The organism is Pseudomonas sp. MF09156, from assembly GCF_059862305.1.
The window spans coordinates 51273-74805 of record NZ_JCBCUR010000011.1; the positions used below are offsets into that span (position 1 = coordinate 51273).

The 23533-nt window shown below is 62.8% G+C and carries 21 protein-coding genes; 8 read left to right on the top strand and 13 right to left on the bottom strand.

What is annotated here, in order from left to right; translation table 11 throughout:
- Nucleotides 1-16: 16 nt before the first annotated feature.
- From zapE to AC19YY_RS21375, 3 genes are read right to left on the bottom strand one after another with little or no spacing between them, the layout of a single operon-like run.
- Nucleotides 17-1129 (bottom strand): cell division protein ZapE, encoded by a 1113-nt coding sequence (zapE, locus tag AC19YY_RS21365; protein WP_172314147.1) that lies wholly within the window; start codon nt 1127-1129, stop codon nt 17-19.
- A 12-nt stretch (nt 1130-1141) separates the two neighbouring features.
- On the bottom strand, nt 1142-1888 hold the full coding sequence (locus AC19YY_RS21370) for an anti-sigma factor family protein (protein ID WP_172314145.1): 747 nt from the start codon (nt 1886-1888) through the stop codon (nt 1142-1144).
- Nucleotides 1885-2391, bottom strand: coding sequence for a sigma-70 family RNA polymerase sigma factor (locus AC19YY_RS21375; RefSeq protein ID WP_169954384.1), 507 nt, complete (start codon nt 2389-2391; stop codon nt 1885-1887). Before AC19YY_RS21375 ends, AC19YY_RS21370 begins: the two co-directional genes overlap by 4 nt.
- 205 nt (nt 2392-2596) lie before the next feature.
- Here AC19YY_RS21375 and AC19YY_RS21380 point away from each other — a divergent pair, with 205 nt between their 5' ends.
- From AC19YY_RS21380 to AC19YY_RS21395, 4 genes are all read left to right on the top strand, one after another.
- The gene (locus tag AC19YY_RS21380; RefSeq protein ID WP_500604824.1) at nt 2597-4204 is read left to right on the top strand and encodes an amino acid adenylation domain-containing protein; all 1608 of its coding nucleotides are present in this window, start codon (nt 2597-2599) and stop codon (nt 4202-4204) included.
- Nucleotides 4201-5478 carry an FNR domain-containing protein gene (locus AC19YY_RS21385; RefSeq protein ID WP_500604825.1) on the top strand — a complete coding sequence of 426 codons (1278 nt, stop codon included), beginning with the start codon at nt 4201-4203 and terminating at the stop codon, nt 5476-5478. The genes AC19YY_RS21380 and AC19YY_RS21385 overlap by 4 nt, the downstream gene beginning before the upstream one ends.
- Nucleotides 5479-5579: 101 nt before the next feature.
- Nucleotides 5580-6662, top strand: a complete 1083-nt coding sequence (locus AC19YY_RS21390; RefSeq protein ID WP_500604826.1) for a catalase family peroxidase — start codon at nt 5580-5582, stop codon at nt 6660-6662.
- On the top strand, nt 6659-7195 hold the full coding sequence (locus AC19YY_RS21395) for a cytochrome b (RefSeq protein WP_170057948.1): 537 nt from the start codon (nt 6659-6661) through the stop codon (nt 7193-7195). Before AC19YY_RS21390 ends, AC19YY_RS21395 begins: the two co-directional genes overlap by 4 nt.
- Here the strand turns inward: AC19YY_RS21395 and AC19YY_RS21400 are convergent.
- Nucleotides 7093-8358, bottom strand: a complete 1266-nt coding sequence (locus tag AC19YY_RS21400) for an MFS transporter (protein WP_500604827.1) — start codon at nt 8356-8358, stop codon at nt 7093-7095. The genes AC19YY_RS21395 and AC19YY_RS21400 overlap by 103 nt on opposite strands.
- Nucleotides 8359-8455: 97 nt before the next feature.
- On the opposite strand from AC19YY_RS21400, the gene AC19YY_RS21405 reads away from it, so the two are divergent.
- The gene (locus AC19YY_RS21405) at nt 8456-8911 is read left to right on the top strand and encodes a winged helix-turn-helix transcriptional regulator (RefSeq protein ID WP_169954378.1); all 456 of its coding nucleotides are present in this window, start codon (nt 8456-8458) and stop codon (nt 8909-8911) included.
- A 26-nt stretch (nt 8912-8937) separates the two neighbouring features.
- Here the strand turns inward: AC19YY_RS21405 and AC19YY_RS21410 are convergent, their stop codons facing one another.
- Together AC19YY_RS21410 and AC19YY_RS21415 are read right to left on the bottom strand one after the other, a co-directional pair.
- Entirely contained in the window at nt 8938-10089 is a 1152-nt protein-coding gene (locus AC19YY_RS21410) for a M14 family metallopeptidase (protein WP_500604828.1), read from the bottom strand.
- A gap of 479 nt (nt 10090-10568) precedes the next feature.
- Nucleotides 10569-10916, bottom strand: coding sequence for a DUF6124 family protein (locus AC19YY_RS21415; protein ID WP_169954376.1), 348 nt, complete (start codon nt 10914-10916; stop codon nt 10569-10571).
- A 130-nt stretch (nt 10917-11046) separates the two neighbouring features.
- Here AC19YY_RS21415 and AC19YY_RS21420 point away from each other — a divergent pair, with 130 nt between their 5' ends.
- Nucleotides 11047-11691, top strand: a complete 645-nt coding sequence (locus AC19YY_RS21420) for a LexA family protein (RefSeq protein WP_500604829.1) — start codon at nt 11047-11049, stop codon at nt 11689-11691.
- On the opposite strand, the gene AC19YY_RS21425 is transcribed toward AC19YY_RS21420, so the two are convergent.
- Genes AC19YY_RS21425 through AC19YY_RS21440 form a run of 4 tightly spaced genes read right to left on the bottom strand, consistent with a single transcriptional unit; the run spans nt 11688 to nt 17240 of the window.
- On the bottom strand, nt 11688-13640 hold the full coding sequence (locus AC19YY_RS21425; RefSeq protein WP_500604830.1) for an acetyl/propionyl/methylcrotonyl-CoA carboxylase subunit alpha: 1953 nt from the start codon (nt 13638-13640) through the stop codon (nt 11688-11690). The two genes, AC19YY_RS21420 and AC19YY_RS21425, sit on opposite strands and share 4 nt — an antisense overlap.
- Nucleotides 13637-14443, bottom strand: a complete 807-nt coding sequence (locus AC19YY_RS21430; RefSeq protein ID WP_170043118.1) for a gamma-carboxygeranoyl-CoA hydratase — start codon at nt 14441-14443, stop codon at nt 13637-13639. Before AC19YY_RS21430 ends, AC19YY_RS21425 begins: the two co-directional genes overlap by 4 nt.
- A 14-nt stretch (nt 14444-14457) precedes the next feature.
- Nucleotides 14458-16065 (bottom strand): carboxyl transferase domain-containing protein, encoded by a 1608-nt coding sequence (locus AC19YY_RS21435; RefSeq protein WP_170043117.1) that lies wholly within the window; start codon nt 16063-16065, stop codon nt 14458-14460.
- An 11-nt stretch (nt 16066-16076) separates the two neighbouring features.
- Nucleotides 16077-17240 (bottom strand): isovaleryl-CoA dehydrogenase, encoded by a 1164-nt coding sequence (locus tag AC19YY_RS21440; RefSeq protein ID WP_038441790.1) that lies wholly within the window; start codon nt 17238-17240, stop codon nt 16077-16079.
- Nucleotides 17241-17411: 171 nt separating this feature from the next.
- On the opposite strand from AC19YY_RS21440, the gene AC19YY_RS21445 reads away from it, so the two are divergent.
- Nucleotides 17412-19097 (top strand): AMP-binding protein, encoded by a 1686-nt coding sequence (locus AC19YY_RS21445; RefSeq protein WP_500604831.1) that lies wholly within the window; start codon nt 17412-17414, stop codon nt 19095-19097.
- Nucleotides 19098-19768: 671 nt separating this feature from the next.
- Here the strand turns inward: AC19YY_RS21445 and AC19YY_RS21450 are convergent.
- From AC19YY_RS21450 to AC19YY_RS21460, 3 genes are all read right to left on the bottom strand, one after another.
- Nucleotides 19769-20668, bottom strand: a complete 900-nt coding sequence (locus AC19YY_RS21450) for a hydroxymethylglutaryl-CoA lyase (protein WP_169954369.1) — start codon at nt 20666-20668, stop codon at nt 19769-19771.
- A gap of 13 nt (nt 20669-20681) precedes the next feature.
- Complete coding sequence (locus AC19YY_RS21455; RefSeq protein ID WP_154220670.1) at nt 20682-21083, bottom strand: MerR family transcriptional regulator; 402 nt, start codon at nt 21081-21083, stop codon at nt 20682-20684.
- Between the two features lie 70 nt (nt 21084-21153).
- Nucleotides 21154-22083 carry a LysR family transcriptional regulator gene (locus AC19YY_RS21460; RefSeq protein WP_169954368.1) on the bottom strand — a complete coding sequence of 310 codons (930 nt, stop codon included), beginning with the start codon at nt 22081-22083 and terminating at the stop codon, nt 21154-21156.
- Between the two features lie 151 nt (nt 22084-22234).
- Between AC19YY_RS21460 and AC19YY_RS21465 the strand changes: the two genes are divergently transcribed.
- Nucleotides 22235-23464: an acyl-CoA dehydrogenase gene (locus AC19YY_RS21465; RefSeq protein ID WP_029298342.1), complete on the top strand. Its 1230-nt coding sequence runs from the start codon at nt 22235-22237 to the stop codon at nt 23462-23464.
- Nucleotides 23465-23533 lie beyond the last annotated feature (69 nt).

Below are 23533 nucleotides of genomic sequence, written 5' to 3' on the forward strand. Positions count from 1 at the left end.
ACAAGGTCAAAGGCGCTCATGATAGCGACTTGAGCGCCAGCGGGCTGACTTGTTGCAACTGCCCCAGGCGGCTGCGGGTGCGCGCCAGGTCAATCGCCTGGCCTTGCAGGGCGTCGTCCAGTGGCTGTTGGCCCAGCAGGGTCAGGTGCTTGTCCTGGTCGTACAGCACGTCGATCAGGTTGATAAAGCGCTGTTGCACGGCAATCGGGCAATCGCCGAGCAGCGGCAGGTCGTCGATGATCCAGTGGTCGAAATCCTCGCACAGCAACAGGTAGTCCATCACGGCGGTGGGCTGTTCGCACAGGTCGTTGAAGGTCAAGGCCAGGCTGCGCACCTGGTGCCAGCGCACTTGCAGTTGCCGCGAGCCGACCGCCAGCGCCAGGGGCGGGCCAGCGGTGGCGGGCAGCGCCAGTTCGCGGCGCTGGGCCGGGGTTCCGGGCCACACGTATTGGCCGTGGGTGAAACGCTGCTGCTGGTGGTTCTGCGCCAGGCCCCGGTAGTCCTGGGGCGCGCTGACTTGCATGACGTCCATGTGCGCGCCGATCAAGTCGATCACCGGTTTGAAACGCTGGTGATACAGCGGGTTGGGCAGCAAGCCCTGGGGCGGGTAATTGGAGGTGACCAGTACCAGGATGCCCCGTTGGAACAGGGCCTTGAACAGACGAGTGATCAACATCGCATCGCCAATGTCATGCACATGGAATTCGTCGAAACACAGCACCCGGCAGCCGTCGAGCAACTGGTCCAGGGTGGCGCCCAGGGCATCGGCCTGTTGGCGGTGGGCAAACATGCCACGGTGCAGGCGGGCGAAAAAGTCGTGGAAATGCACCCGCTGCTTGTCAGGCAAGGGCAGGGCCTGGAAAAACCCGTCCAGCAGCCAGCTTTTGCCTCGGCCGACGGCGCCGTGCAGGTACAGGCTGCGGGTCGGGCGCCGGTCCAGCAGGTACGAGGTCTGCCGGGCCATGGCGTCGATCACCTGTAATTGGCTGGGGCTGAGGGTGTAGCCCTGTTGCCGGGCCTTGTCCGCGAAGAACCGCTGAATGGCTGGCGCGCTGTCACTGGCGGTTGTTTTGCCGAACAGGCGTCTGAGCAAGGGCAGGCGACGCGGGCGGCTATCTCGAAAAGGCATGGCGGTGGCGTCCTAGAACCGAGTGGTCTGCTTGAGCAATGGGGTGGTCGGCTCGTCCTCTTGGCTGACCATCGCATAGTTGTAGCCGGGGCTGGACCAGTACTCGGCCTGGAGCCCCTCGGCGCTGCGGCTGCCCCTTGGCAGCAGGGTGTTCTGCGGGCCCGGCGGGCGAATGTAGAAACTGATGCGCCGGCCTTGTGGGTTCTCGTAGAGCACCATCGCCGCCGCACCCTGGTCGGTGCTGAGCAGCCGCGCGCTGACTGGGTTGAAGCCGGCCTGGCTGAGGTCTGGCAGGCGATGGGCCTGGGCGAAGTAGCGGTCGAGCCAGGCTTGCATATCGCCATTGCCCTGCACCTGGTAGTCGGCGGGCATGATCGGGTTCTGGGCAAACAGGCGATAGGCCTGCATGGCGTCGGTCATCGGCAGGCTGCTGGCGAGCAGGGTGGCCTGCCGCGCTTGCCAGCCACCCAGGCCGCCCAGGCCGATGGCGACCAGCAACATGGCGGCAGTGGCCAGGTGGCGGCGCGACTGGCGCTTGAGGCGCTGGCGAAGCAGCGCCGGATCCAGCTCGGGGTTGACCGCTGGCGGCGCACCGATGGCCGCGCGCAGGTGCTGGGCATCCTGTTGCCAGGCGTGGACCTGGGCCGCGACCTCGGGGTGGGCGGCGAGCCAGATCTGCAATTGGCGGCGATCCGGCTCGCTGAGTTGGTGATCGACGTACGCGTGCAGGTCGCGTTCATTGGGGGGCAGGCTGATCATTTGAGTATCCGCAGGGTAGGGCGGGTGATATCGCCGTCGCTGAGCTGGCGCAAGGCCTGGCGGGCGCGGGACAGGCGTGACATCACGGTGCCAATGGGCACGTCGAGGATATGGGCGACTTCCTTGTAGCTCAAGCCTTCCACCGAGACCCATAGCAGCAGGGCGCGTTGCTCGCTGCTCAACTGGTCGAAGGCCTGCAGGGTCGATTGCGCGATCACCGTGCGTTCGACTGACGGTTGCGCGTCATCGCGGCCGGTAAAGAACTCCAGCATCCGCGCATAGCGCCGCGAACGCCGGTGCGCGTCGAGGAACTGCCGGTAGAGGATCGAAAACAGCCAGGCGCGCAAATCCCCGTCGACGCGCTTGTGGCGCCAGCTGACGATGGCGCGCTCCAGGCTGGCCTGCACCAGGTCGTCGGCGCTGCTGGGGTTGCGCGTCAGGGACAGGGCAAAGCGCCGCAGCCTGGGGAGGAGTTCACGCAACTGGTCGTCGAGCTCGTGCATGGAGGGCCTGCGTGTCGTGGGCGGTGTTGAGGAAGACGCCTAGGGGCAAAGGTTATTCCATCTGTGGGAAAAATAAGCGCTGTAGATAGCCTCGGTCTCTATCGTTTGTAAGCTCCCGTAGCCCTGTAATGTCGTGAATCGTCCTCAGTCCAGCCCCCTGCCTGCCCGAACAGTGTGAGGCAGGGGCCAGTTGAGGAGTTGACCCATGATATCGACGACAGCAGCGGATAGCGGTTTTGCTTGCACCAAGGCACTGGGCCATTTGCCCATCATCCAACGTCATACCCTTCAAGCCTGGGGCTGCGGGCCGGCGCGGGCGCTGCCTTACGCGTGTATCCACCAGGCATTCGAGGCGCACGCCGCGGCAACCCCCCATGGGATCGCCGCGCTCTGCTCGGGCCAGAGCATCAGCTATGAGCAGTTGAACCGCCAGGCCGATCGGCTGGCCCGGCACCTGCTCGCGCAAGGGGTGATGGCGGGCGATACGGTGGCGCTGTTTGTCGAGCGGTCGATCCCCATGCTGGTGGGGATGCTCGCGGTGTTGAAAGTCGGCGCGGCCTATGTGCCGCAGGATGCCAGGATCACTCCACCGGCGCAGTTGGCGATGATCCTTGAGGCGCTGTCGAGTGCAGTGGTGCTGACCTTGTCGGGGTTCAAGGACCAATTGCCGCTGGCAGCGGGCCATTTGTGCGTGTGCCTGGACGAGTTCCTGGCGCAACAGCCGTGGGTGGCGCAGGCCTGCGAGCTGAACGTCGCCGCGCCAGACCCCGCCAGCCTGTGTTTTGTGCTGTTCACCTCCGGCACCACAGGGCGGCCCAATGGGGTGCGGGTGACGCACCGCAATGTGTGCAACATCCTGCTGACGGCACCGGGCAACCTGGGCATCAAGCCGGGCATGAGTGTTGGGCAAATCCTCAATATCGCGTTTGACATGGCCGCCTGGGAAATCCTCGGCTGCCTGGCCCACGGGGCGACGTTGTATATCCGTCAGCAAGATATCGGCGAAACGGCCCGCCATTGCCAAGTGCTGATCGCCACCCCGTCGATTCTCGCCACCCTGGACCCACGGCAGTGCGCCACGCTTGAGGTGGTCGCAGTGGCGGGCGAGCCATGCCCGCAGGCCCTGGCGGATCGCTGGGCGGCCCATTGCACGTTCTATAACGGTTGCGGACCCACGGAAACCACCATCGTCAACACCTTGCACCGGCACGTACCGGGGGCGCCGTTGACCATCGGCCAACCGACGCCCAACAACACCGTATATGTGCTGGATGAACACGGCCAGGCCTGCGCGCCGGGGGAAGTGGGCGAGATGTGGGCCGGGGGCGACGGGGTGACGGCGGGCTATCTGCATGACCCGTTGTTGACGGCGCAGCGCTATCGGCCTGATCCGTTCCTGGGGGCGGGGCGGATGATGTTCCGTACCCGCGACCTGGGGCGCTGGACGGACGATGGGGCGCTGGAGCATCTGGGGCGGGTCGACGATCAGGTCAAGGTGCGCGGTTTTCGCGTGGAGTTGGACGCGCTGGCCAGCACGCTGGAGGCCAGTGGCGCCTGTAGCCGGGCGGTGGCGTTGAAGTTCGACAGTCAGCACCTGGTGGCATTCGTCACACCGGCCACGGCGGACATTGCGGCAGCCAGGCAGTTCTGCGCGCAGCGGCTGGCCTACTACTGTGTGCCGGCGGTGATTTTTGCCCTGGAGCACTTGCCCCTGACGGCACGCGGCAAGATCGACAAGACCCTGCTGCGGCAATGGGCCTGTGACAGTGAGGAGGGTCGCCAACTCGCCCTCAAAGCAGGGGGCCGAGCATGATTGAGCGGTGGATGGCGACGGTAGTGCCCGCCTTGCCTGGCGGGTGGCGGCGGTGGCGTGGCTTGCCGATTTTTTCCCATTACAACCGGCTGGTGGCGTTGGTGCTGCTGGGCAACGGGTGGTTTGCACTGTCTGGCTTGAAGCTACCAGTGATCGACGCGCAGCAGCTGTCGATGCTGGTGATGATCAACCTGTCCATGGCGATCCTGGTGCGCCAGCAGTACGTGATCAACGGGCTGTTTTGGCTGGCCACGCGCATCCCGCTGAGCTGGCCGCTGTACCTGCGTCGCCATGCTGCCAAGGTCTATCACCTGGGCGGGCTGCACAGCGGCGGTGCGCTGGCGGCGACGCTGTGGTTCGCGCTGCTGGTCGCCAGCCAGGGCTGGCGTTACCTGCAACAGCCGCAGAGTGTTTCTGCGCCGTGGTTGTTGGTCAGTGCGGCACTGTTGGGGGTGTTGCTGTTGATGGTGGTCATGGCGCAGCCGGGGATTCGCAGGCGTTTTCACAATGGCTTTGAGCGCGTGCACCGCTTTGCGGGGTGGGCGGCCTTGCTGTTGTTCTGGGTGCAGGCACTGCTGGCCGAGGCTCATCTGGTTGCATTCGGGATGCTGCTGGTGCTGACCTTGAGCATTGCCCTGCCTTGGTTACGCTTGCGCAAAGTGGCAGTCAGTCATCAGCGGCCTTGCGCTCATGCGGTGATCACCACATTGCGCCACACCACGCCCTTTGCCGGCTCGTCGACGGCGATCAGCCTGCAGCCGCTGCTGGAGTGGCACTCGTTTGCCAATATCCCGACCCCGGGCCAGCCGGGCTTTCGCCTGATTATTTCCAGGGCCGGGGACTGGACGGGGCGTTTTATCGAGCACATGCCATCCCATGTCTGGGTCAAGGGCATTACCACGGCGGGCGTGGCGAATATCGAGACGTTGTTCAAGTCGGTGGTGTATATCGCCACCGGCAGCGGGATTGGCCCGGTGATGCCGCACTTGCTGGCCGGGCAGGTGCCGATCCAGTTGGTGTGGTCCACCCGCAGCCCGGCAAAGACCTATGGTGAAGAGCTGGTCGCCGAAATCCTGCGGGCGCAACCGCACGCAGTGATTTGGGACACCGACGTGCGCGGCAAGCCAGACCTGGTGCAGTTGGCGTACGCGGCGGTGCAGGATTTTGGTGCCGAAGCGGTGATCTGTATCGCCAACCAGGCGTTGACGCGCCGGGTGGTGGCGCAAATGGAGGCGCGGGGGATCCCGGCCTATGGCGCGATCTGGGACTCCTGAATCACCCGCTGCGAAAAAGCCTACGGCCTTGGTGGAATAAGCCTGCGTGAGCGGCGTCTCATTGCACCTTCCACCTGTGGCCGTTGGCCTCGGAGCACTTCATGCCAGATCATCCATCGCCACCCCGCACGCCGTTGGGGCGCGCCAGCCTGGTGCTGCGCCTGGCCGCTATCGGCGTGGTCGTCGGCGTCGTTGCCGGGGCCTTTGCCTACGTCAACGGTACCCTCGACCCACAGCGGTTGCGTCCCAAGACCCTGGTCAATGCCCTGGAAACCAACAACGGCCTGCACCCTGGCTACCGGCGCAACCATGCCAAGGGCGTATGCGTGGCGGGTTATTTCGAAAGCAGCCCTGCGGCGCGTGCCTATTCCAGCGCGCAGGTATTCAGTGAAGCGCGCACCCCGGTGATCGGGCGTTTCGCCCTACCCAGCGGCAACCCCTATGCCCCGGACAGCAGCGTGCCGATCCGCAGCCTGGCGGTGCAGTTCAACCAGGCCAACGGCCAGCAATGGCGCAGCGGGATGAATAGCATGCCGGTGTTCCCGGTGGGCACCCCCGAGGCCTTCTACCAGATGCTCAAGGCGGGGGCTGCGGACCCTGCGACCGGCAAGCCCAACCCGGCCAGTCTGCCGGCGTTTTTTGCCAGTCATCCCGAGACCGCGCCGTTCCTGGCCTGGGTCAAGACCGCCAGGCCTTCGGCCAGCTATGCCAGCGAAAGTTACAACGGCATCAATGCGTTTTACCTGGTCAGCGCCAACGGGCAACGCCAGGCCGTGCGCTGGGGCGTGGTGCCGATGAGCCAGGACGCCAGTGGCGCCGTTGCGCCAGGAGGGGCGGATTTTCTCCAGGCCGACCTGGAGCAGCGGTTGGCGGCCGGACCCTTGCGCTGGCAATTGCAGATCACCCTGGCCAACCCCGCGGACCCGGTGGATGACGCCAGCAAGGCCTGGGCCGGCGCGCACACGGTGCTGAACGCCGGCACCCTGGTGCTCGAACGTAGCCAGCCGCAGTTGGACGGCGATTGCCGCGATATCAACTTTGACCCGCTGATCCTGCCCAGCGGTATCGAAGCCTCCAATGACCCGCTGCTGGCGGCACGTTCCGCTGCCTATGCCAGTTCATACCTGCGCCGTACCGGTGAAGTCAGCCAGTTGCCCAACCCCCCTCAGGAGTCCCGGCCATGAATGCCCAACCGCGGTTTTTCGCCCCGCTGGCGCGCCTGCTGCACTGGCTGATGGCGCTGATGGTCATCGCCATGCTGTTTATCGGTGCTGGCATGGTGGCTTCGGTGTCCCAGCGCCATGAATGGTTGTTGCACCTGCACAAGCCGTTGGGCATTGCGATTCTGCTGTTGGTGATCGTGCGCCTGGCGGTGCGTTTTTCTACCCGTCAGCCAGCGTTGCCTGCCGATTTACCGGCGTGGCAGGTGTTGGCGGCCAAGGCGTCGCATCTGCTGCTGTACGGCTTGATGCTGGTGCTGCCGCTACTGGGCTGGGCGATGATTTCGGCGGCGGGTGACCCGGTAATGCTGTCCAGTACGCTGCAGTTGCCTTCGTGGGTGCCGGCCAACGCGCAGTTGTTCGCGGTGCTGCGCACGGCCCATGGGTATCTCGCTTATTTGCTGTTCCTCACGGTGCTGCTGCATTTGGCGGCGGCGTTGTTCCATGGTTGGGTTCGCCGGGATGGCGTGCTGCAAAGCATGCTCGGCAAGGACTGAGGCCCCAGGGTCGCCCGCCAGTACACCAGCGCCAGCAGGTTGATGGCGGCGCCCAAGGCACACACGCCGAGCCAGCCGGCCCAGGCGTACATCAGGGTCGCGCCGAGCGAGCCCAGGGCGCTGCCCGCCGAGTAGAACAGCATGTAGCCGGCTGCCAGGCGGCTTTGGGCTTCGGGGCGTACGCTGTAGATCAGGCTTTGGCTGGTGACATGCACGGCTTGCAGGCCGAGGTCGAAGGTAATTACCCCAAGCAGCAGCGCCCACAACGAAGACTGGGTCAAGGCGATGGCCAGCCATGACAGCAGCATCAGCACCAGGGCCGCGCCGCTGGTCCACTGGGCGAGGCCGCGGTCTGCCAGGCGCCCGGCATGGGCCGCGCCCAATGCGCCGGCGGCACCGGCGAGGCCGAACAGGCCGATCTGGGTGTGGGACAACGACAGGGGTGGGGCGCTCAAGGGCAGCACCAGCGGGGTCCAGAGCACGGTACCCGCGGCAAAAATCAGAAACGCCAGCACTGCGCGGTCGCGTAGCACTTTTTCCTCACGCAACAGGCTGAACACTGAAACCAGCAACTGGCGATAGGAGCCTGACGCCCGAGGCTGCTCGGTGGTAGGCAAGACACGCCAGAGCAGCAGTGCCATCAACAGGGTCAAGCCCGCCGACAGCAGGTACACCGAACGCCAGCCGGCCAGGTCCGCCATGATCCCGGACACCGTGCGCGCCAGCAGCAGGCCAACCACGATGCCACTGGTCACCAGGCCCACCACATGCCCCCGTTGCTCGGGCCGCGCCAGGTTGGCGGCGTAGGCCACCAACACCTGGGCCACCACGGCGAGCAGGCCCGTCAGCAGCAGGCCGGCCAGAAACCCGACGCGGCTGTTGGAGAGGCCGACCAGCAACACCGCACCGGTAGACAGCAGTAACTGCCCGACGATCAAATGCCGGCGATTGAGCAGATCGCCCAGCGGCACCAGCAGTAACAGGCCAACGCCATAGCCGACCTGGGTCAGGCTGATCACGATGCCGACGGTGGCGGGGTCCATGGCGAACGTCATGGCCATGGCATCGAGCAGGGGTTGGGCGTAATAGACATTCGCCACCGACAGGCCACAGGCAATGGCAAACAGCAGCACCACGGCGGCGCTTAACGATGATGGGGGCATGCTCAATTCTCAATGTGGTTGCTAAATGAAACTGGTTGTACGGTAGGTATTGCGGTTTTATATTGCAACTATATTTTTTGTCAGGCAGGCGTTACCCATGGTCAAACTCACCCGCTTTGAAACTGCCGAATGCCCGGTGGCGCGCTCACTGGAGGCGATTGGCGATGGTTGGGCGCTGCTGATCATTCGGGATGCATTCGATGGCATCCGCCGCTTTGGCGAGTTCCAGCGCAGCCTGGGCATGGCCAAGAACATACTGGCCACGCGCTTGCGCAGCCTGGTCGGCCACGGAATTTTCGAGATTGTCCCGGCCTCGGATGGCAGCGCTTATCAGGAGTACGTGTTGACGGAAAAGGGCAGGGGGCTGTTTGCGGTGATCATTGGGTTGCGGCAATGGGGCGAGGGTTTTTTCTACGCCGAAGGCGAGGCCCATTCGGTGCTGTTGGACCGTGAGCACGGTCAGCCGCTGCAGGCTTTGCAGGTGCATGCGGCGGATGGCCGGGTGCTCGGACCGCAGGACTGCCTGCGGGTGGCGGCGCAGTCCGAGGCTTAGGGTTAGCGATACTGATTGGGGCAGGGTCAGCGCAGTACGTTGACCATGTCCGCCACGGTGCTCAACACGTCCTTGCCCAGTTGCCGGGAGCGTTTGCCAGACCAGCCGGTACGCGGATCGGGCGCATCGTCGTTGTCCTTGAAGGGCATTTCCAGGGTCAGGGACAGGCAGTCGAATTTCTCGCCCACGCTGTTGCACGCCAGGGTCATATTGGCCTGGCCAGGCAGGTCGCGGGTGTAGCCATGGGTGGTCTGGAAGTCGCAGGTCAGCTCGCTCAAGTGGCTGCGAAAGTGTTTTTCCAGGCCTTCGATACGCGGGGTGTAGCCGGGGTTGCCTTCGCACGCTGCGGCGAACACGTAGGGGATTTCCTCGTCGCCATGGATATCCAGGAACAGGTCTACGCCGTACTTCTCCATCTGCTGCTGGACGAACAGCACTTCCGGGCTCAGTTCCTGGCTTGCGCTCTGCCAGGCGCGGTTGAGGTCCTGGCCCATGGCGTTGGTGCGCAGATGGCCATGGAACGCGCCATCCGGGTTCATGTTCGGCACCAGGTACAGGTCGGCGGCGGCCAGGAGTTTTTTCAGCTCATCATCACCGTCCTGTTGCAGGCGTTCGATGATGCCTTCCATAAACCACTCGGCCATGTGCTCGCCGGGGTGCTGCTGGGCAATGATCCACACTTTGCGCTGCCCCGCGTCCCCCTTGCCACGGCGGAGCAGGGGGATATCACGGCCCTCGACACTCTTGCCGGTGGCCAGCAGTTGCGTACCGGCGCGGTTCAGCGCCTGGTCGATCAACCAGGCGTGGCGCGCGCGGCTGTAGGGCTCGAAGTAGGCGAGCCAGGCGTGTTTTTGCTCGGTTTGCAATTCGATGTGCAAGGTTTCGCCATCAAAGCGCGTCGGCACCCGGAACCAGTTGATATGGTCATAGGACGCCACGGCGTTGTAGCCGCTCCAGGCATGTTTGTAGGAAGACTGGCCAGCGTTGCTCAGGCGGAAGGTATGGGTATGACCAATGTGCATCCCTTCGGCCTTGAAGTGGAACCATTGGAAGTGCTGGCTGCGGGTATCCGGCTTGATTGCCAGCAGCAACTGATGGGCATCGCTGGTGTCGAGCACCTGGATATTGCCGCTGTCGAAGTCGCTGCTGATTTTGATGGAGGTCAAGGCCACGGTCATAGTCTGCTTGCCTGAATTTAAATGGTGTGGCGGGCAGTTTACACAGGCGCGGGGTAAAATCTGGACGCAAATTAATGCGAAAAAGAAGGGGGCGTCATCCTTGACGCTGCAGCAGCTTAGAGTCTATGAGATTGATTCTCAAGTGCTAATTTGGAAAGATCCGGGCTAGAGCGCTTTATCGGCTTTCTTTCGGCGATGGTCTTTTGCTACCATGCGCGCCATCAAGCAACACACAGTCTTCATTAGCCTGAAGCCACGCCAGAATAACTGGCAAAAAAAAGACCCGGCCAAAGAGCCGGGTCAAAAACCGTGATTAGCCTGATGAGGAGATATTCCAAGAGTCCGACCTAAGGTCCCTTGGTCTATCGACTGATCTCGCGATCAGCTGCATGCAATAATAATCATTATCATTTGCAAGTCAAATGTTTTTATCTGCCAGATAGAAATATTTTTCCTTCTGTTCCTGCACGCCTACCGGGTCAAGGGGTTTTCCCGCCGACCAGTTGCAGTGGACGCTCCAGCATGGCCTTGGCCATATCAATCAGATACACCACCGAAAACGCCAGGTCCCGGGTGCCCCCCAGCTTGTTGTTCGCCAGCTCATACGCGATGGCGGCGGCGCTGCGTAGCAGGTCCGAAGCGTGGACCAGGGCTTCTTCATGGCTGACAGTGGGGCTGGCCTCGAACCAGGCCACATCGTCCGATGTGGGCTCGGCGTCTTCTTTGAAGTAGTAGTCCAAGGCGCGCCGGGCTGCGTCGCTGCCTTGCAAGCACTTAATTTCATCGTCATCAGGTGTACCAGGCAGGTGATCCGGGGTTGTGGTCATGAGGTCGGTGCTCTGGGTGGGAAGGTGAACAGGTGGAGCTGATAATAATACGATCTGTATTTATGTCATTTGATTGATTACTACAAACTGTTTATTGTCGCCGCGAATACACCCGGTATTGTCATGCCCCATGGATAAATGGATAGCGTTGGTCAAAGCCAACATGAAGGCCCGTCAGGTCACGCAAAACCAATTGGCCACGCGCCTGGGCATGTCCCAGGGCGGTGTTGCCCATTGGCTGGGCAAGCGCCGGGTACCGAGCCTCGACGACATGAACCGGGTGCTCGAGGAACTGGGCCTGGGTTACCTGGAAGCGGCACTGGTAATCCGCGAGAAGGGCGAGGCCCCGGCCGACGAAGCCGCGCCGGCCGTTCAATACAACCCGTATTTTCGCTACCCCGTGAGGGACTGGAAGCAGCCCGGCCGGGTCCATGAATCGCGGCCGGCCTACTGCCCTGCGCGTTTTGAGGCGAGCGACTACGACGCCGATGGCGAGGCGTTCTGGCTGCAGGTGAGCGGTGATGCGATGACGGCACCGAGCGGGCCGAGCATCGCCGAAGGGATGATGATCCTGGTGGACCCGGCTCTCGCCGCCGAGCCCGGCAAATTGGTGGTAGCCCAATGGGCCGGCAGCAGCCAGGCGACCTTTCGCAAGTTGATCGAGGAAAGCGGCCAGCGTTACCTGATGCCGCTCAACCCGACCTACCCCAAGGCCCTGCTCACCGATGACTGTCAGATCATCGGCGTCGTGGTACAGGCCACGGTGAAGTTCTAGGCCAGGGCCTCCAGCTCCACCAAGGCGCTGCCTTCGCCGACCATTTCGCCTTCCTGGCAATACAGCGCCTTGACCACCCCCCCATGGGGCGCGCGGATGCTGTGCTCCATCTTCATGGCCTCGAGCACCACCAGTTGTGTGCCAGCCTCGACCGTCTGCCCGACTTCCACCAGCACCCGCACGATGCTGCCGTTCATCGGCGCAGTGAGGCCGCCCTGATGGGCCTGTCCGGCATCGACGGCGGCGATCGGATCAAACAGCGTCACGCCGCGCATCTCACCCTGCCAGCGCAGGAACAGCGTCTGCCCATGGCGCACGGCCAGGTGCGAGCGGCGGATTCCGGCATTCTCGATCACCAAGTGTTCGTCGCGCAGTTGCGGCACAGCGTGCGTTTGCAGCGTTACCAAGCGGTCCTGGCCGTCGCAGCTCAGGTGCAGTGAAGTCTCGGCGGGCAGGCCCGCACGAAAGCCCTGCGTCGCAGCCCACGGCGAGGCGGGGTCGTCGTCCCGCAGCCGAGGCAGTTGGCTTTGCATAAACGCGTGCCCAGCCGCGTGCCAGAACTCATCGCTCAAGGCGCTGGCTCCTGGCAGCAATTGCTCCTGATAGCGCGGGATGAAGCCGGTATCCAACTGCGCCGCAGCGAATGCCGGGTGGCCGATGATGCGCCGCAAAAAGCCCAGGTTGGTCTTCAAACCGCCGACTGCAAACTCGTCGAGCATGCTCAACAGACGCAGGCGCGCCTGTTCGCGGTCCTCGCCCCAAGCAATCAGCTTGCCGAGCATCGGGTCGTAGAAGGGCGAGACGTCGTCGCCCTGCTCGACGCCACTGTCGACCCGGCGTCCCGGGCCTGGCGCCGATTCACGGTACAGCGCCAGATGCCCGGTGGCCGGCAAAAAGTCATTGGCCGGGTCTTCGGCATACAGCCGCACTTCAATGGCATGGCCGCGCAACGGCACCTGCTCCTGGGTGATTGGCAGCGGCTCGCCTTGCGCCACGCGAATCTGCCAGGCCACCAGGTCCAGGCCGGTGATGGCCTCGGTCACGGGGTGTTCCACCTGCAAGCGGGTGTTCATCTCCATGAAGAAGAATTCACCGCGCGCATCCAGCAGAAACTCCACGGTGCCGGCGCCCACATAGCCAATCGCCTGGGCGGCACGCACCGCTGCCTCGCCCATGGCCTGGCGCAGGGCAGGGCTGAGGCCGGGGGCCGGTGCTTCTTCGACAACCTTTTGATGGCGACGCTGGATCGAGCAGTCGCGTTCATTGAGGTACAGGCAATGGCCGTGCTGGTCGGCGAATACCTGGATCTCTACGTGGCGCGGCTTGATCAGGTATTTCTCCACCAGCATCTGCGCGTTGCCAAACGACGACAGCGCCTCGCGCTGGGCCGAGGCCAGGGCTTCGGCCAGTTGGCTTTCGTCCTCGACCACTTTCATGCCCTTGCCGCCGCCGCCGGCCGTGGCCTTGAGCAGCACCGGGTAGCCAATGCGCGCGGCGGCCTGGCGGAAGGTTTCCAGGTCCTGGCCGGCCCCGTGGTAACCCGGTACCAGCGGCACGCCGGCGGTTTCCATCAATGCCTTAGCCGCCGACTTGCTGCCCATGGCATCAATGGCCGAGGCAGGTGGGCCGAGGAAAATCAGCCCAGCCTCTTCAATCGCCCGCGCAAAACCCGGGTTTTCGGAAAGAAAGCCATAGCCGGGATGAATCGCCTGGGCGCCGCTGGCCTTGGCCGCGGCGATCAGTTTGTCGATCTGCAGGTAACTGTCGGCGGCCTTGCTGCCGCCCAGGTCCACCCGGATATCGGCTTCGCGGCTGTGGCGCGCATCGCGGTCCGTAGCGCTGTGTACGGCAACGGTGGTCATGCCCAACGCCTTGGCCGTGCGCATGACCCGGCAGGCGATTTCGCCACGGTTGGCCACCAGTACGCAGGTAATCAACGGTGCACTCATGAGCGCGGCTCCTGGGACTGCCAACTGGGCGCACGCTTGTGCAAAAACGCGCGCAGGCCTTCCTGGCCTTCGGCGCTGACGCGGATGCGTGAGATGGCATTTTCGCAGTAACGGCGCAACGCCGGGGTGAGTGCGCCGTTACCCACTTCGCGCAGTAGATCCTTGCTGGCGCGCATGGCGGCCGGGCTGTTGAGCAACAGGTTGGCGGTCCATAGTTCGACTTGCTGATTCAGCGCCTCAAGCGGGTAGCTTTGCGCCAACAGCCCGATGGCTTGCGCCTGTTGGCCGTCGAAGCGTTCTGCGGTCAAGGCATAGCGGCGTGCCGCACGCTCGCCAATCGCCTGCACCACAAACGGGCTGATGACAGCCGGTGCGAGGCCGATGCGTACTTCTGACAGGCAGAACTGCGCATCATCGGCGCCAATGGCCATGTCGCAGCAACTGATCAGGCCCAGGGCGCCGCCATAGGCCGCGCCCTGGACCACCGCCAGTGTCGGGATCTTCAGCTTGGCCAGGTTGTACATCAACTCCGCCAGCTCGCGGGCGTCGTCGAGGTTGGTGTGGTAGTCCAGCTCGGCCGACTGCTGCATCCAGGCCAGGTCCGCGCCGGCGCTGAAATGCTTGCCGCGCCCGCGTACCAGTAAAAAGCGCAGGGAGGCATCGGCCTGCACCTGGTCCAGGGCAATGATCAGCTCGCGGATCATTTCGGCGTTGAACGCGTTGTTCTTGTGTTCCCGGCTCAACCACAGCGTGGCAAAGCCACGGGGGTCGTTGACCAGTTCAACGGTGTTGAAATCGCTCATGGGTGCAGCTCCAATTACATGCGGAACACGCCGAAGCGGCTCGGCTCGATGGGGGCATTCAGCGCGGCGGACAAGGCCAGGGCCAGCACGTCACGGGTCTGCAAGGGGTCGATGACGCCGTCATCCCACAGGCGGGCGCTGGAGTAGTAGGGGTGGCCTTGAGTTTCGTACTGGTCGAGGATCGGCTGCTTGATCTGCGCTTCGTCCTCGGCGCTGAACGCCTGGCCACCGCGTTCGGCCTGCTCGCGCTTGACCTGCACCAGCACGCCGGCGGCCTGTTCGGCGCCCATCACGCCAATGCGGGCGTTGGGCCACATCCACAAAAAGCGCGGGTCATAGGCGCGTCCGCACATCCCGTAGTTACCGGCACCAAAGCTGCCGCCGATGATCACCGTGAATTTCGGCACCTTGGCGCAGGCCACCGCCGTGACCAGCTTGGCGCCGTGCTTGGCGATGCCACCGGCTTCGTACTTCTGCCCGACCATAAAGCCGGTGATGTTCTGCAAGAACAACAGGGGAATCCCGCGCTGGCAGGCCAGTTCGATAAAGTGCGCGCCTTTTTGCGCAGCTTCAGCGAAGAGGATCCCGTTGTTGGCGAGGATCGCGATGGGGTAGCCATGCAAATGGGCAAAGCCGCAGACCAGCGTGGTGCCGAACAGCGCCTTGAACTCATCGAAGACCGAGCCGTCCACCAGTCGCGCAATCACTTCGCGCACATCAAAAGGTTGCTTGGCGTCGGCCGGGATCACCCCGTACAACTCGTCGCTGGCGTACAGCGGCGCGACCGGCGTGCGCTGTTGCAACTGCCCCTGCTTGCGCCAGTTGAGGTTGGCAACGCTGCGCCGGGCCAGGGCCAGGGCGTGTTCGTCGCTGTCGGCGTAGTGGTCGGCCACCCCGGAAATCTTGCAGTGCACGTCGGCCCCGCCAAGGTCTTCGGCGCTGACCACTTCGCCGGTGGCGGCCTTCACCAGTGGCGGGCCGGCGAGGAAGATAGTCGCCTGCTGGCGCACCATGATCGCTTCATCGGCCATCGCCGGCACATAGGCGCCGCCAGCGGTGCAGGAACCCATGACCACGGCGATCTGCGGGATGCCTTGCGCGCTCATGTTGGCCTGGTTGAAGAAGATCCGCCCAAAGTGCTCGCGGTCGGGAAACACCTCATCCTGGCGCGGCAGGTTGGCGCCGCCGGAATCCACCAGGTAGATGCACGGCAGGCGGTTCTGTTCGGCGATGGTCTGTGCGCGCAGGTGTTTTTTTACGGTCAGCGGGTAGTAGGAGCCGCCTTTTACCGTGGCATCGTTGGCGACGATCATGCATTCCACGCCTTCAACGCGGCCGATCCCGGCGATCACGCCAGCAGCCGGTACGTCTTCACCGTAGACCTGATACGCCGCCAGTTGGCTGAGCTCAAGGAACGCCGAGCCCGGGTCGAGCAGGCGGTTGATGCGCTCGCGCGGCAGCAGCTTGCCACGGGAGGTATGACGCTCCTGGGCCTTGCTGCCGCCGCCTTGCTGGACCTGGGCGAGCAGGGTGTGCAAGGCATCGACCTGTTTGAGCATCGCCGCGCTGTTGGCGGCGAATTCCGCCGAACGCGGGTTGAGTTGGGTGTGCAGGGTGGCCATGGTGCACTCCCTCAGCGGGTTTCGTTGAACAGTTCGCGACCAATCAGCATGCGCCGGATCTCACTGGTGCCCGCGCCGATTTCATACAGCTTGGCATCGCGCAGCAGGCGGCCTGCGGGGAATTCATTGATGTAGCCATTGCCGCCGAGAATCTGGATTGCATCAAGGGCCATCTGTGTTGCGCGTTCGGCGCTGTACAGGATCACCCCGGCGGCGTCCTTGCGCGTGGTTTCGCCACGCTCGCAGGCCTGTGCCACGGCATAGAGGTAGGCGCGGCTGGCGTTGAGCTGGGTGTACATGTCGGCGACCTTGCCCTGGATCAGCTGGAATTCGCCGATGCTCTGGCCGAACTGCTTGCGGTCGTGGATGTACGGCACGATCAGGTCCATGCAGGCCTGCATGATCCCGGTAGGGCCACCGGAGAGCACCACGCGTTCGTAGTCCAGGCCGCTCATCAGCACTTTGACCCCGCCGTTGAGCGCGCCGAGGATGTTTTCTTCGGGCACTTCGACGTCATCGAAAAACAGCTCGCAGGTGTTGGAGCCGCGCATGCCCAGCTTGTCGAACTTGTTGCTGCGGCTGAACCCTTTGGCGTCGCGCTCGACGATAAACGCGGTAATGCCGTGGGCGCCTTTTTCCAGGTCGGTCTTGGCGTAGATCACATAGGTGTGGGCATCGGGGCCGTTGGTGATCCAGGTCTTGCTGCCGTTGAGCACGTACACGCTGCCACGCTTGTCGGCGCGCAGCTTCATCGACACCACATCGGAACCGGCATTCGGCTCGCTCATGGCCAGGGCGCCAATGTGCTCGCCGCTGATCAGCTTGGGCAAGTACTTGAGTTTTTGCTCGTGGTTGCCGTTGCGGTTGATCTGGTTGACGCACAGGTTGGAGTGCGCGCCGTAGGACAGCGCCACCGAGGCCGAGCCACGGCTGATTTCTTCCATGGCCACCACGTGGGCCAGGTAACCCAGGCCGGCACCGCCGTATTCTTCCGGCACGGTGATGCCCAATAGGCCCATGTCACCGAACTTGCGCCACATATCCACGGGGAACAGGTTGTCGATATCAATCTGCGCTGCCCGTGGCGCCAGCTCCTTGGCCACGAAGGCCTGCACCTGGTCGCGCAGCATGTCGATGGTTTCACCGAGGGCGAAGTTCAGGGTCGGGTAACTCATGGGAGGGCACCTATAAACATTATTGTTGTGGGGCTGGCGACGCCATTGGGCGATCACCTTTACGTTAACGTAAACTTGCGTTGCATGACTGTCAATCGTAGCTTACGTTAACGTCAAGCTCGCGCCTGACCGGCGCACCGTCCACCTACAAAAAAGACAATAGGGGTCGTCATGGATCAACCGAATCAGAGCTACAGCCGTGGCCCACAGGACAAGGCCCTATTGGCCATGACCATCGGCCAGGCATTTGACCGCACCGTGGCGCAGCACCCGGAGGGCGAGGCCCTGGTGGTGCGCCATCAGCAACTGCGCTACACCTGGCGGCAACTGGCCGAAGCCGTGGACCTGCATGCACGCGGGCTGCTGGCCCTGGGGTTACAGGCCGGGGATCGCCTGGGCATCTGGGCGCCGAACTGCGCCGAGTGGTGCATCAGCCAGGTGGCCAGCGCCAAGCTCGGGGTGATCCTGGTCAACATCAACCCGGCCTACCGCAGCAGTGAACTGGAATACGTGCTCAAGCAGTCGGGTTGCCAGTGGTTGATCTGTGCCGGCGCGTTCAAGTCCTCCGACTACCACGGGATGCTGCAGGCGCTGGTGCCGGAACTGGCGGAGCAGGGCATCGGCCAGTTGCACTGTGATCTGTTGCCGCAACTGCGCGGGGTGATCAGCCTGGAGGCGCGACCGCCCTCGGGGTTCCTGCCCTGGTCGCAATTGTCGGCTCTGGGGACGGGTACCCCCCCGGAACAATTGCACCACCGCGAGGCCAGCCTGCACTTCGATCAAGCCGTCAACATCCAGTACACCTCCGGTACCACGGGCTTCCCCAAGGGCGCCACCCTCAGCCACCACAACATCCTCAACAACGGCTACATGGTTGGCGAAAGCCTGGGCCTGACCGCGCAGGATCGCCTGGTGATCCCGGTGCCGCTCTATCATTGCTTTGGCATGGTCATGGGCAACCTGGGCTGCATCACCCATGGCACCACCATGATCTATCCCAATGACGGCTTCGACCCGCTACTGACCCTGGCCGCCGTGGCCGAAGAACGCGCTACCGGCCTGTACGGCGTACCGACGATGTTTATCGCGGTGCTCGATCATCCGCAACGCAGCACGTTCGACCTGTCGACCCTGCGCACCGGGGTCATGGCCGGCTCCACCTGCCCGATCGAGGTGATGCGCCGGGTGATCAGCGACCTGCACATGAGCGAAGTGCAGATTGCCTACGGCATGACCGAGACCAGCCCGGTGTCGTTGCAGACCGGTGCGGATGACGACCTGGAGCGGCGCGTGACCACGGTCGGGCGCACCCAGCCCCAGTTGGAAAGCAAGATCATCGACGAAGCCGGCAACACCTTGCCGCGTGGGCAGATCGGCGAGTTGTGCACCCGAGGCTACAGCGTGATGCTCGGCTACTGGAACAACCCCGAGGGCACCCGCGAAGCCATCGACGACGCCGGCTGGATGCACACCGGCGACCTGGCGACCATGGATGAGCAGGGTTACGTGTGCATCGCCGGGCGTAACAAAGACATGATCATTCGCGGTGGCGAAAACGTGTACCCACGGGAGCTGGAGGAGTTCTTCTTCACCCACCCGGCGGTGGCGGATGTGCAGATCATCGGCATTCCCGACGAGCGTTACGGCGAAGAGATCGTGGCCTGGATCAAGTTCCACCCGGGGCAGGTGGCCAACGAGCTGGAACTGCAAACCTGGTGCAAGGGGCGCATTGCACACTTCAAGACGCCGAAGCATTTCCGCTTTGTCGAAGAGTTTCCGATGACGGTGACGGGGAAGATCCAGAAGTTTCGCATGCGTGAGATCACGATCGAGCAACTGCGAACGCTGAAACCCTGATCGCCCCGATCTAAAGGGTGGGAGCTGGCTTGCCTGCGATTGCGGTTTATCAGTCAACAATTAAGTAGCTGACACACCGCTATCGCAGGCAAGCCAGCTCCCACATTAACGGTGGAGTGTCAGTAGGTATTGTTTTCATCCAGACAGCACAAAGGGGAGCCGAAGCTCCCCTTTAATTTGTTGTTACGTGCTCTTTTTTTATTATTGAGGGGCGGTCTGTTGTTGTTTTTGGCAACCGTGGCCCTTTACCGCTGTTTTTGGCGACCCCCATCCGGGGTCAAGAGCAAACGTATTTTTTTGAGCGCTGATCTGCTTCTTCGCACGCGATCCAACCAGTGGGTAGCTACCTTGAGGTAGTTTTATTGTTCTCTGCCCGGTTGCGAGTGGCGGCTTGCGCCGTACCCTGCGAAGCACATCTTCTCCAAAAAAATCTGTTAGCTGCGTCTCTGCCGTGTTGTTTTTGTTATGTCAGAGTCGTTACGTCTTATTTTTATTAGGTTTGGTGCTTTTTATTCTTGTTATGCAATAGAGAAAGCAGAAGCCGTGCCAACTTTTAAAAGTCCTTTAAAATCAATGGCTTGATTTTTATGGGGGAAATTTACTTCAGAAAATGCGACAAGATATGTTCCCGTGTTACCCGATGTGTAGCCGCGAGGTAACACAAGCGCTACTCAATGGGCATTGCGGGCCCTGGCCACGCGTGAGCCGGTAGGGCGGCCCAGGACCGTACAGATCTGCTGGCCCGCCACAATCAACTGGTCCATGTCGATACCGGTCTCGATGCCCAGGCCATCGAGCAGGTACAGCACGTCCTCGGTGGCCACGTTACCGCTGGCGCCCTTGGCATAGGGGCAGCCGCCAAGGCCGGCGATAGAGCTGTCGAACACCTGTATACCTTCCAGCAGGCTGGCATAGACATTGGCGATGGCCTGGCCGTAGGTGTCATGGAAATGCCCGGCGAGCTTTGCCCGTGGCACGTCCTTGCCCACCACCTCGAACATGCGCCGCGTAGCCCCTGCGGTGCCGGTGCCGATGGTGTCGCCCAACGACACCTCGTAACAGCCCATGGCATACAGCTCACGGGCCACGGCGGCCACTTGCTCCGGCGCAACCCGGCCTTCGTAAGGGCAACCCAGCACACAGGACACATAGCCGCGCACACTCACACCATGCTGCTGCGCCGCGGCCATGATCGGCGCAAAGCGCTCCAGGCTCTCGCTGATGGAACAGTTGATATTGCGCTGGGAAAACGCCTCGGACGCCGCCGCAAACACCGCGACTTCCTTGACCCCGGCCGCCAGCGCGTCCTCGAACCCACGTAGGTTCGGCGCCAGCGCGCCGTAGATCACGCCGGGCTTGCGCTGGATCTGTGCAAACACTTCGGCGGAGCCGGCCATTTGCGGCACCCACTTGGGCGAGACAAAACTGCCGACTTCGATGTAACCCAGGCCTGCCGCACTGAGGGCATCGACCAGTTGCACCTTGTCGGCCACGCTGATCGGCTGTGCTTCGTTTTGCAGGCCGTCGCGCGGGCCGACCTCGACCAGGCGCACATGAGAGGGGAGAGACATGGGATCTACCTTTTTATTGGGGTTGGCCGACCTGGCTCTGGATCGTCTGTTCCAGGGCCTGGGTGCAACGTTCTTCGGCGGTGTCCAGTTCCAGCTTCATCTGTTCGATGTCCAGCAACTGTTGTTCCAACTGCTCACGGCGTTCGCTGATCTTCGCCAGCATGCTGTGCAATTGCTTTTGATTGCCGCTGCTGGGGTCGTAGAGCTCGATCAGTTCGCGGCATTCGGCCAGGGAAAAACCGATGCGCTTGCCACGCAGGATCAGCTTGAGGCTGACTTTGTCCCGGGGCGAATAGATACGCTCCTGGCCTCGGCGTTCAGGGCTCAAGAGGCCTTGTTCTTCATAGAAACGAATGGCCCGGGTGGTGATGTCCAACTCGCGGGCCAGGTCGGAGATGCTGTAGGTCGTGCTCATGGTCGCGCTCAAGGAGGGTCTTGGCGCTACGCTAATGGCTGCTTGACGTAAACGTCAAGCAAATCACCACCTACGCGTTATCCAACTTCTTCTCGCGCGCCGTGACCTGCTGGCACAACTCGATCATCTGCTCGCGCATCCAGCGGTTGGCCGGGTCCTGGTCGGTACTTTCATGCCAGTACAGGTGGGTTTCCACCGGCGGCACATCATTGACCGGCAGGTTGAATGAGTGCAGATCGTTACGCCGTGCAAAGCGCTCGGGCACGGTCATCACCATATCGGTCTGCTGCAGGACCTGGGAGGCCATCAGGTAATGCTGCGAACGCAGGGCGATCTTGCGCTGGATCCCCATTTTGCCCAGGGCCAGGTCGACGTGGCCCAGGCCATTGCGCCGGCTGGAAATATGGATATGGGTCAGCGCCAGGTAGTCATCGAGGCTGAATTTTTCCTTGCCCGCCATCGGGTGGCCCTTGCGCATGGCACACACGTAGCGGTCTTCCATCAGCTTGACGTGGCGCACTTGCGGGTCGGTGTTGAGCGGCGCGTCCACAGCAAAATCCAGGCGGCCGGCGGCCAGTTCCTTGGTGGTTTCCCGACGTTTGGACAAAAAGCTCTCGATGATCACCGTGGGCGCCAGGCGGCGCAGGCGCTGGAACAGCGGCGGCAGGATCACCGCTTCAGTGAGGTCGGTCATGCTGATGCGGTAGGTCTTGGCCGCCTGCAACGGGTTGAAGATCCGGCTTTCCTGCACCGACACCCGCAGCAACGACAAGGCGTTGCGCACCGGGCCAATGATGTTCTGGGCCATGGGAGTCGGCACCATGCCCTGGGCGGTGCGCACGAACAACGGGTCGTTGAAGGTCTCGCGCAGGCGTGCCAGGGCGTTGGAAACCGCCGGCTGGGTGATGCCGACGATCTGCCCGGCGCGGGTCAGGTTGGCTTCGGTGTAGATCGCGTCAAACACGATGAAAAGATTGAGGTCGACCTTGCTCAGATTCATTTCGTTGCGCTCTTCTTGTTAGGTTTTCATGCGCCGATCATATATCGGTGATGAATGTTAATACACGCCGAGAATAGGCTAGGTAAATTATCAACGCTGTTCTAGCATCGATTGCATGACCTAAACAACCTCTCCAAGAAGGGAGCTGCTCATGGATTTTGCCTATTCGCCCAAGGTTCAGGAACTGCGTGAACGCGTTACCGCGTTTATGGATGCTTACGTGTACCCCGCCGAGCCGGTGTTCGAGCGCCAGGTCAGCGAAGGTGATCGCTGGCAGCCCACCGCCATCATGGAAGAGCTCAAGGCCAAGGCCAAGGCCGAAGGCCTGTGGAACCTGTTCCTGCCGGAGTCCGAACTGGGCGCCGGCCTGACCAACCTGGAATACGCGCCCCTCGCCGAAATCATGGGCCGCTCCCTGCTGGGGCCGGAGCCGTTCAACTGCTCGGCGCCCGACACCGGCAACATGGAAGTGCTGGTGCGCTATGCCAACGAAGAGCAGAAGCAACGTTGGCTGGAGCCGCTGCTGCGCGGCGAGATCCGCTCGGCATTCGCCATGACCGAACCGGATGTGGCGTCTTCCGACGCCACCAACATGGCCGCCCGCGCCGAGCGCCAGGGTGACGAGTGGGTGATCAACGGGAAGAAGTGGTGGACCTCCGGCGCGTGCGACCCGCGTTGCAAGATCCTGATCTTCATGGGCCTGAGCAACCCGGATGCGCCGCGCCACCAGCAGCACTCGATGATCCTGGTGCCGGTGGATGCACCGGGGGTGAAAATCGTCCGGCCGCTGCCGGTGTTCGGCTACGACGACGCGCCTCACGGGCATGCCGAAGTCCTGTTCGACAACGTGCGTGTGCCGTACGAAAACGTCCTGTTGGGTGAAGGTCGCGGCTTTGAAATTGCCCAGGGGCGCCTTGGCCCGGGCCGTATCCACCACTGCATGCGCTCCATCGGCATGGCTGAGCGCGCCCTGGAATTGATGTGCAAACGCTCGGTCAGCCGCACCGCCTTCGGCAAGCCGTTGGCACGCCTGGGTGGCAATATCGACAAAATCGCCGACTCGCGGATGGAAATCGACATGGCGCGCCTGCTGACGTTGAAGGCGGCCTACATGATGGATACGGTCGGCAACAAAGTGGCGAAAAGTGAAATCGCCCAGATCAAGGTGGTGGCGCCGAATGTGGCCTTGAAGGTGATTGACCGGGCGATCCAGATCCATGGCGGTGCCGGGGTCTCCAATGACTTCCCGCTGGCCTATATGTACGCCATGCAGCGCACCTTGCGCCTGGCCGACGGCCCGGATGAAGTGCACCGCGCGGCCATTGGCAAGTTCGAGATTGGCAAGTATGTGCCTAAAGAGCTGATGCGCAGCGGCCAGTAGGACCGCGTCGCCTGCATCGCGGGCAAGCCCGCTCCCACACTGACCTCTGTGGGAGCGGGCTTGCCCGCG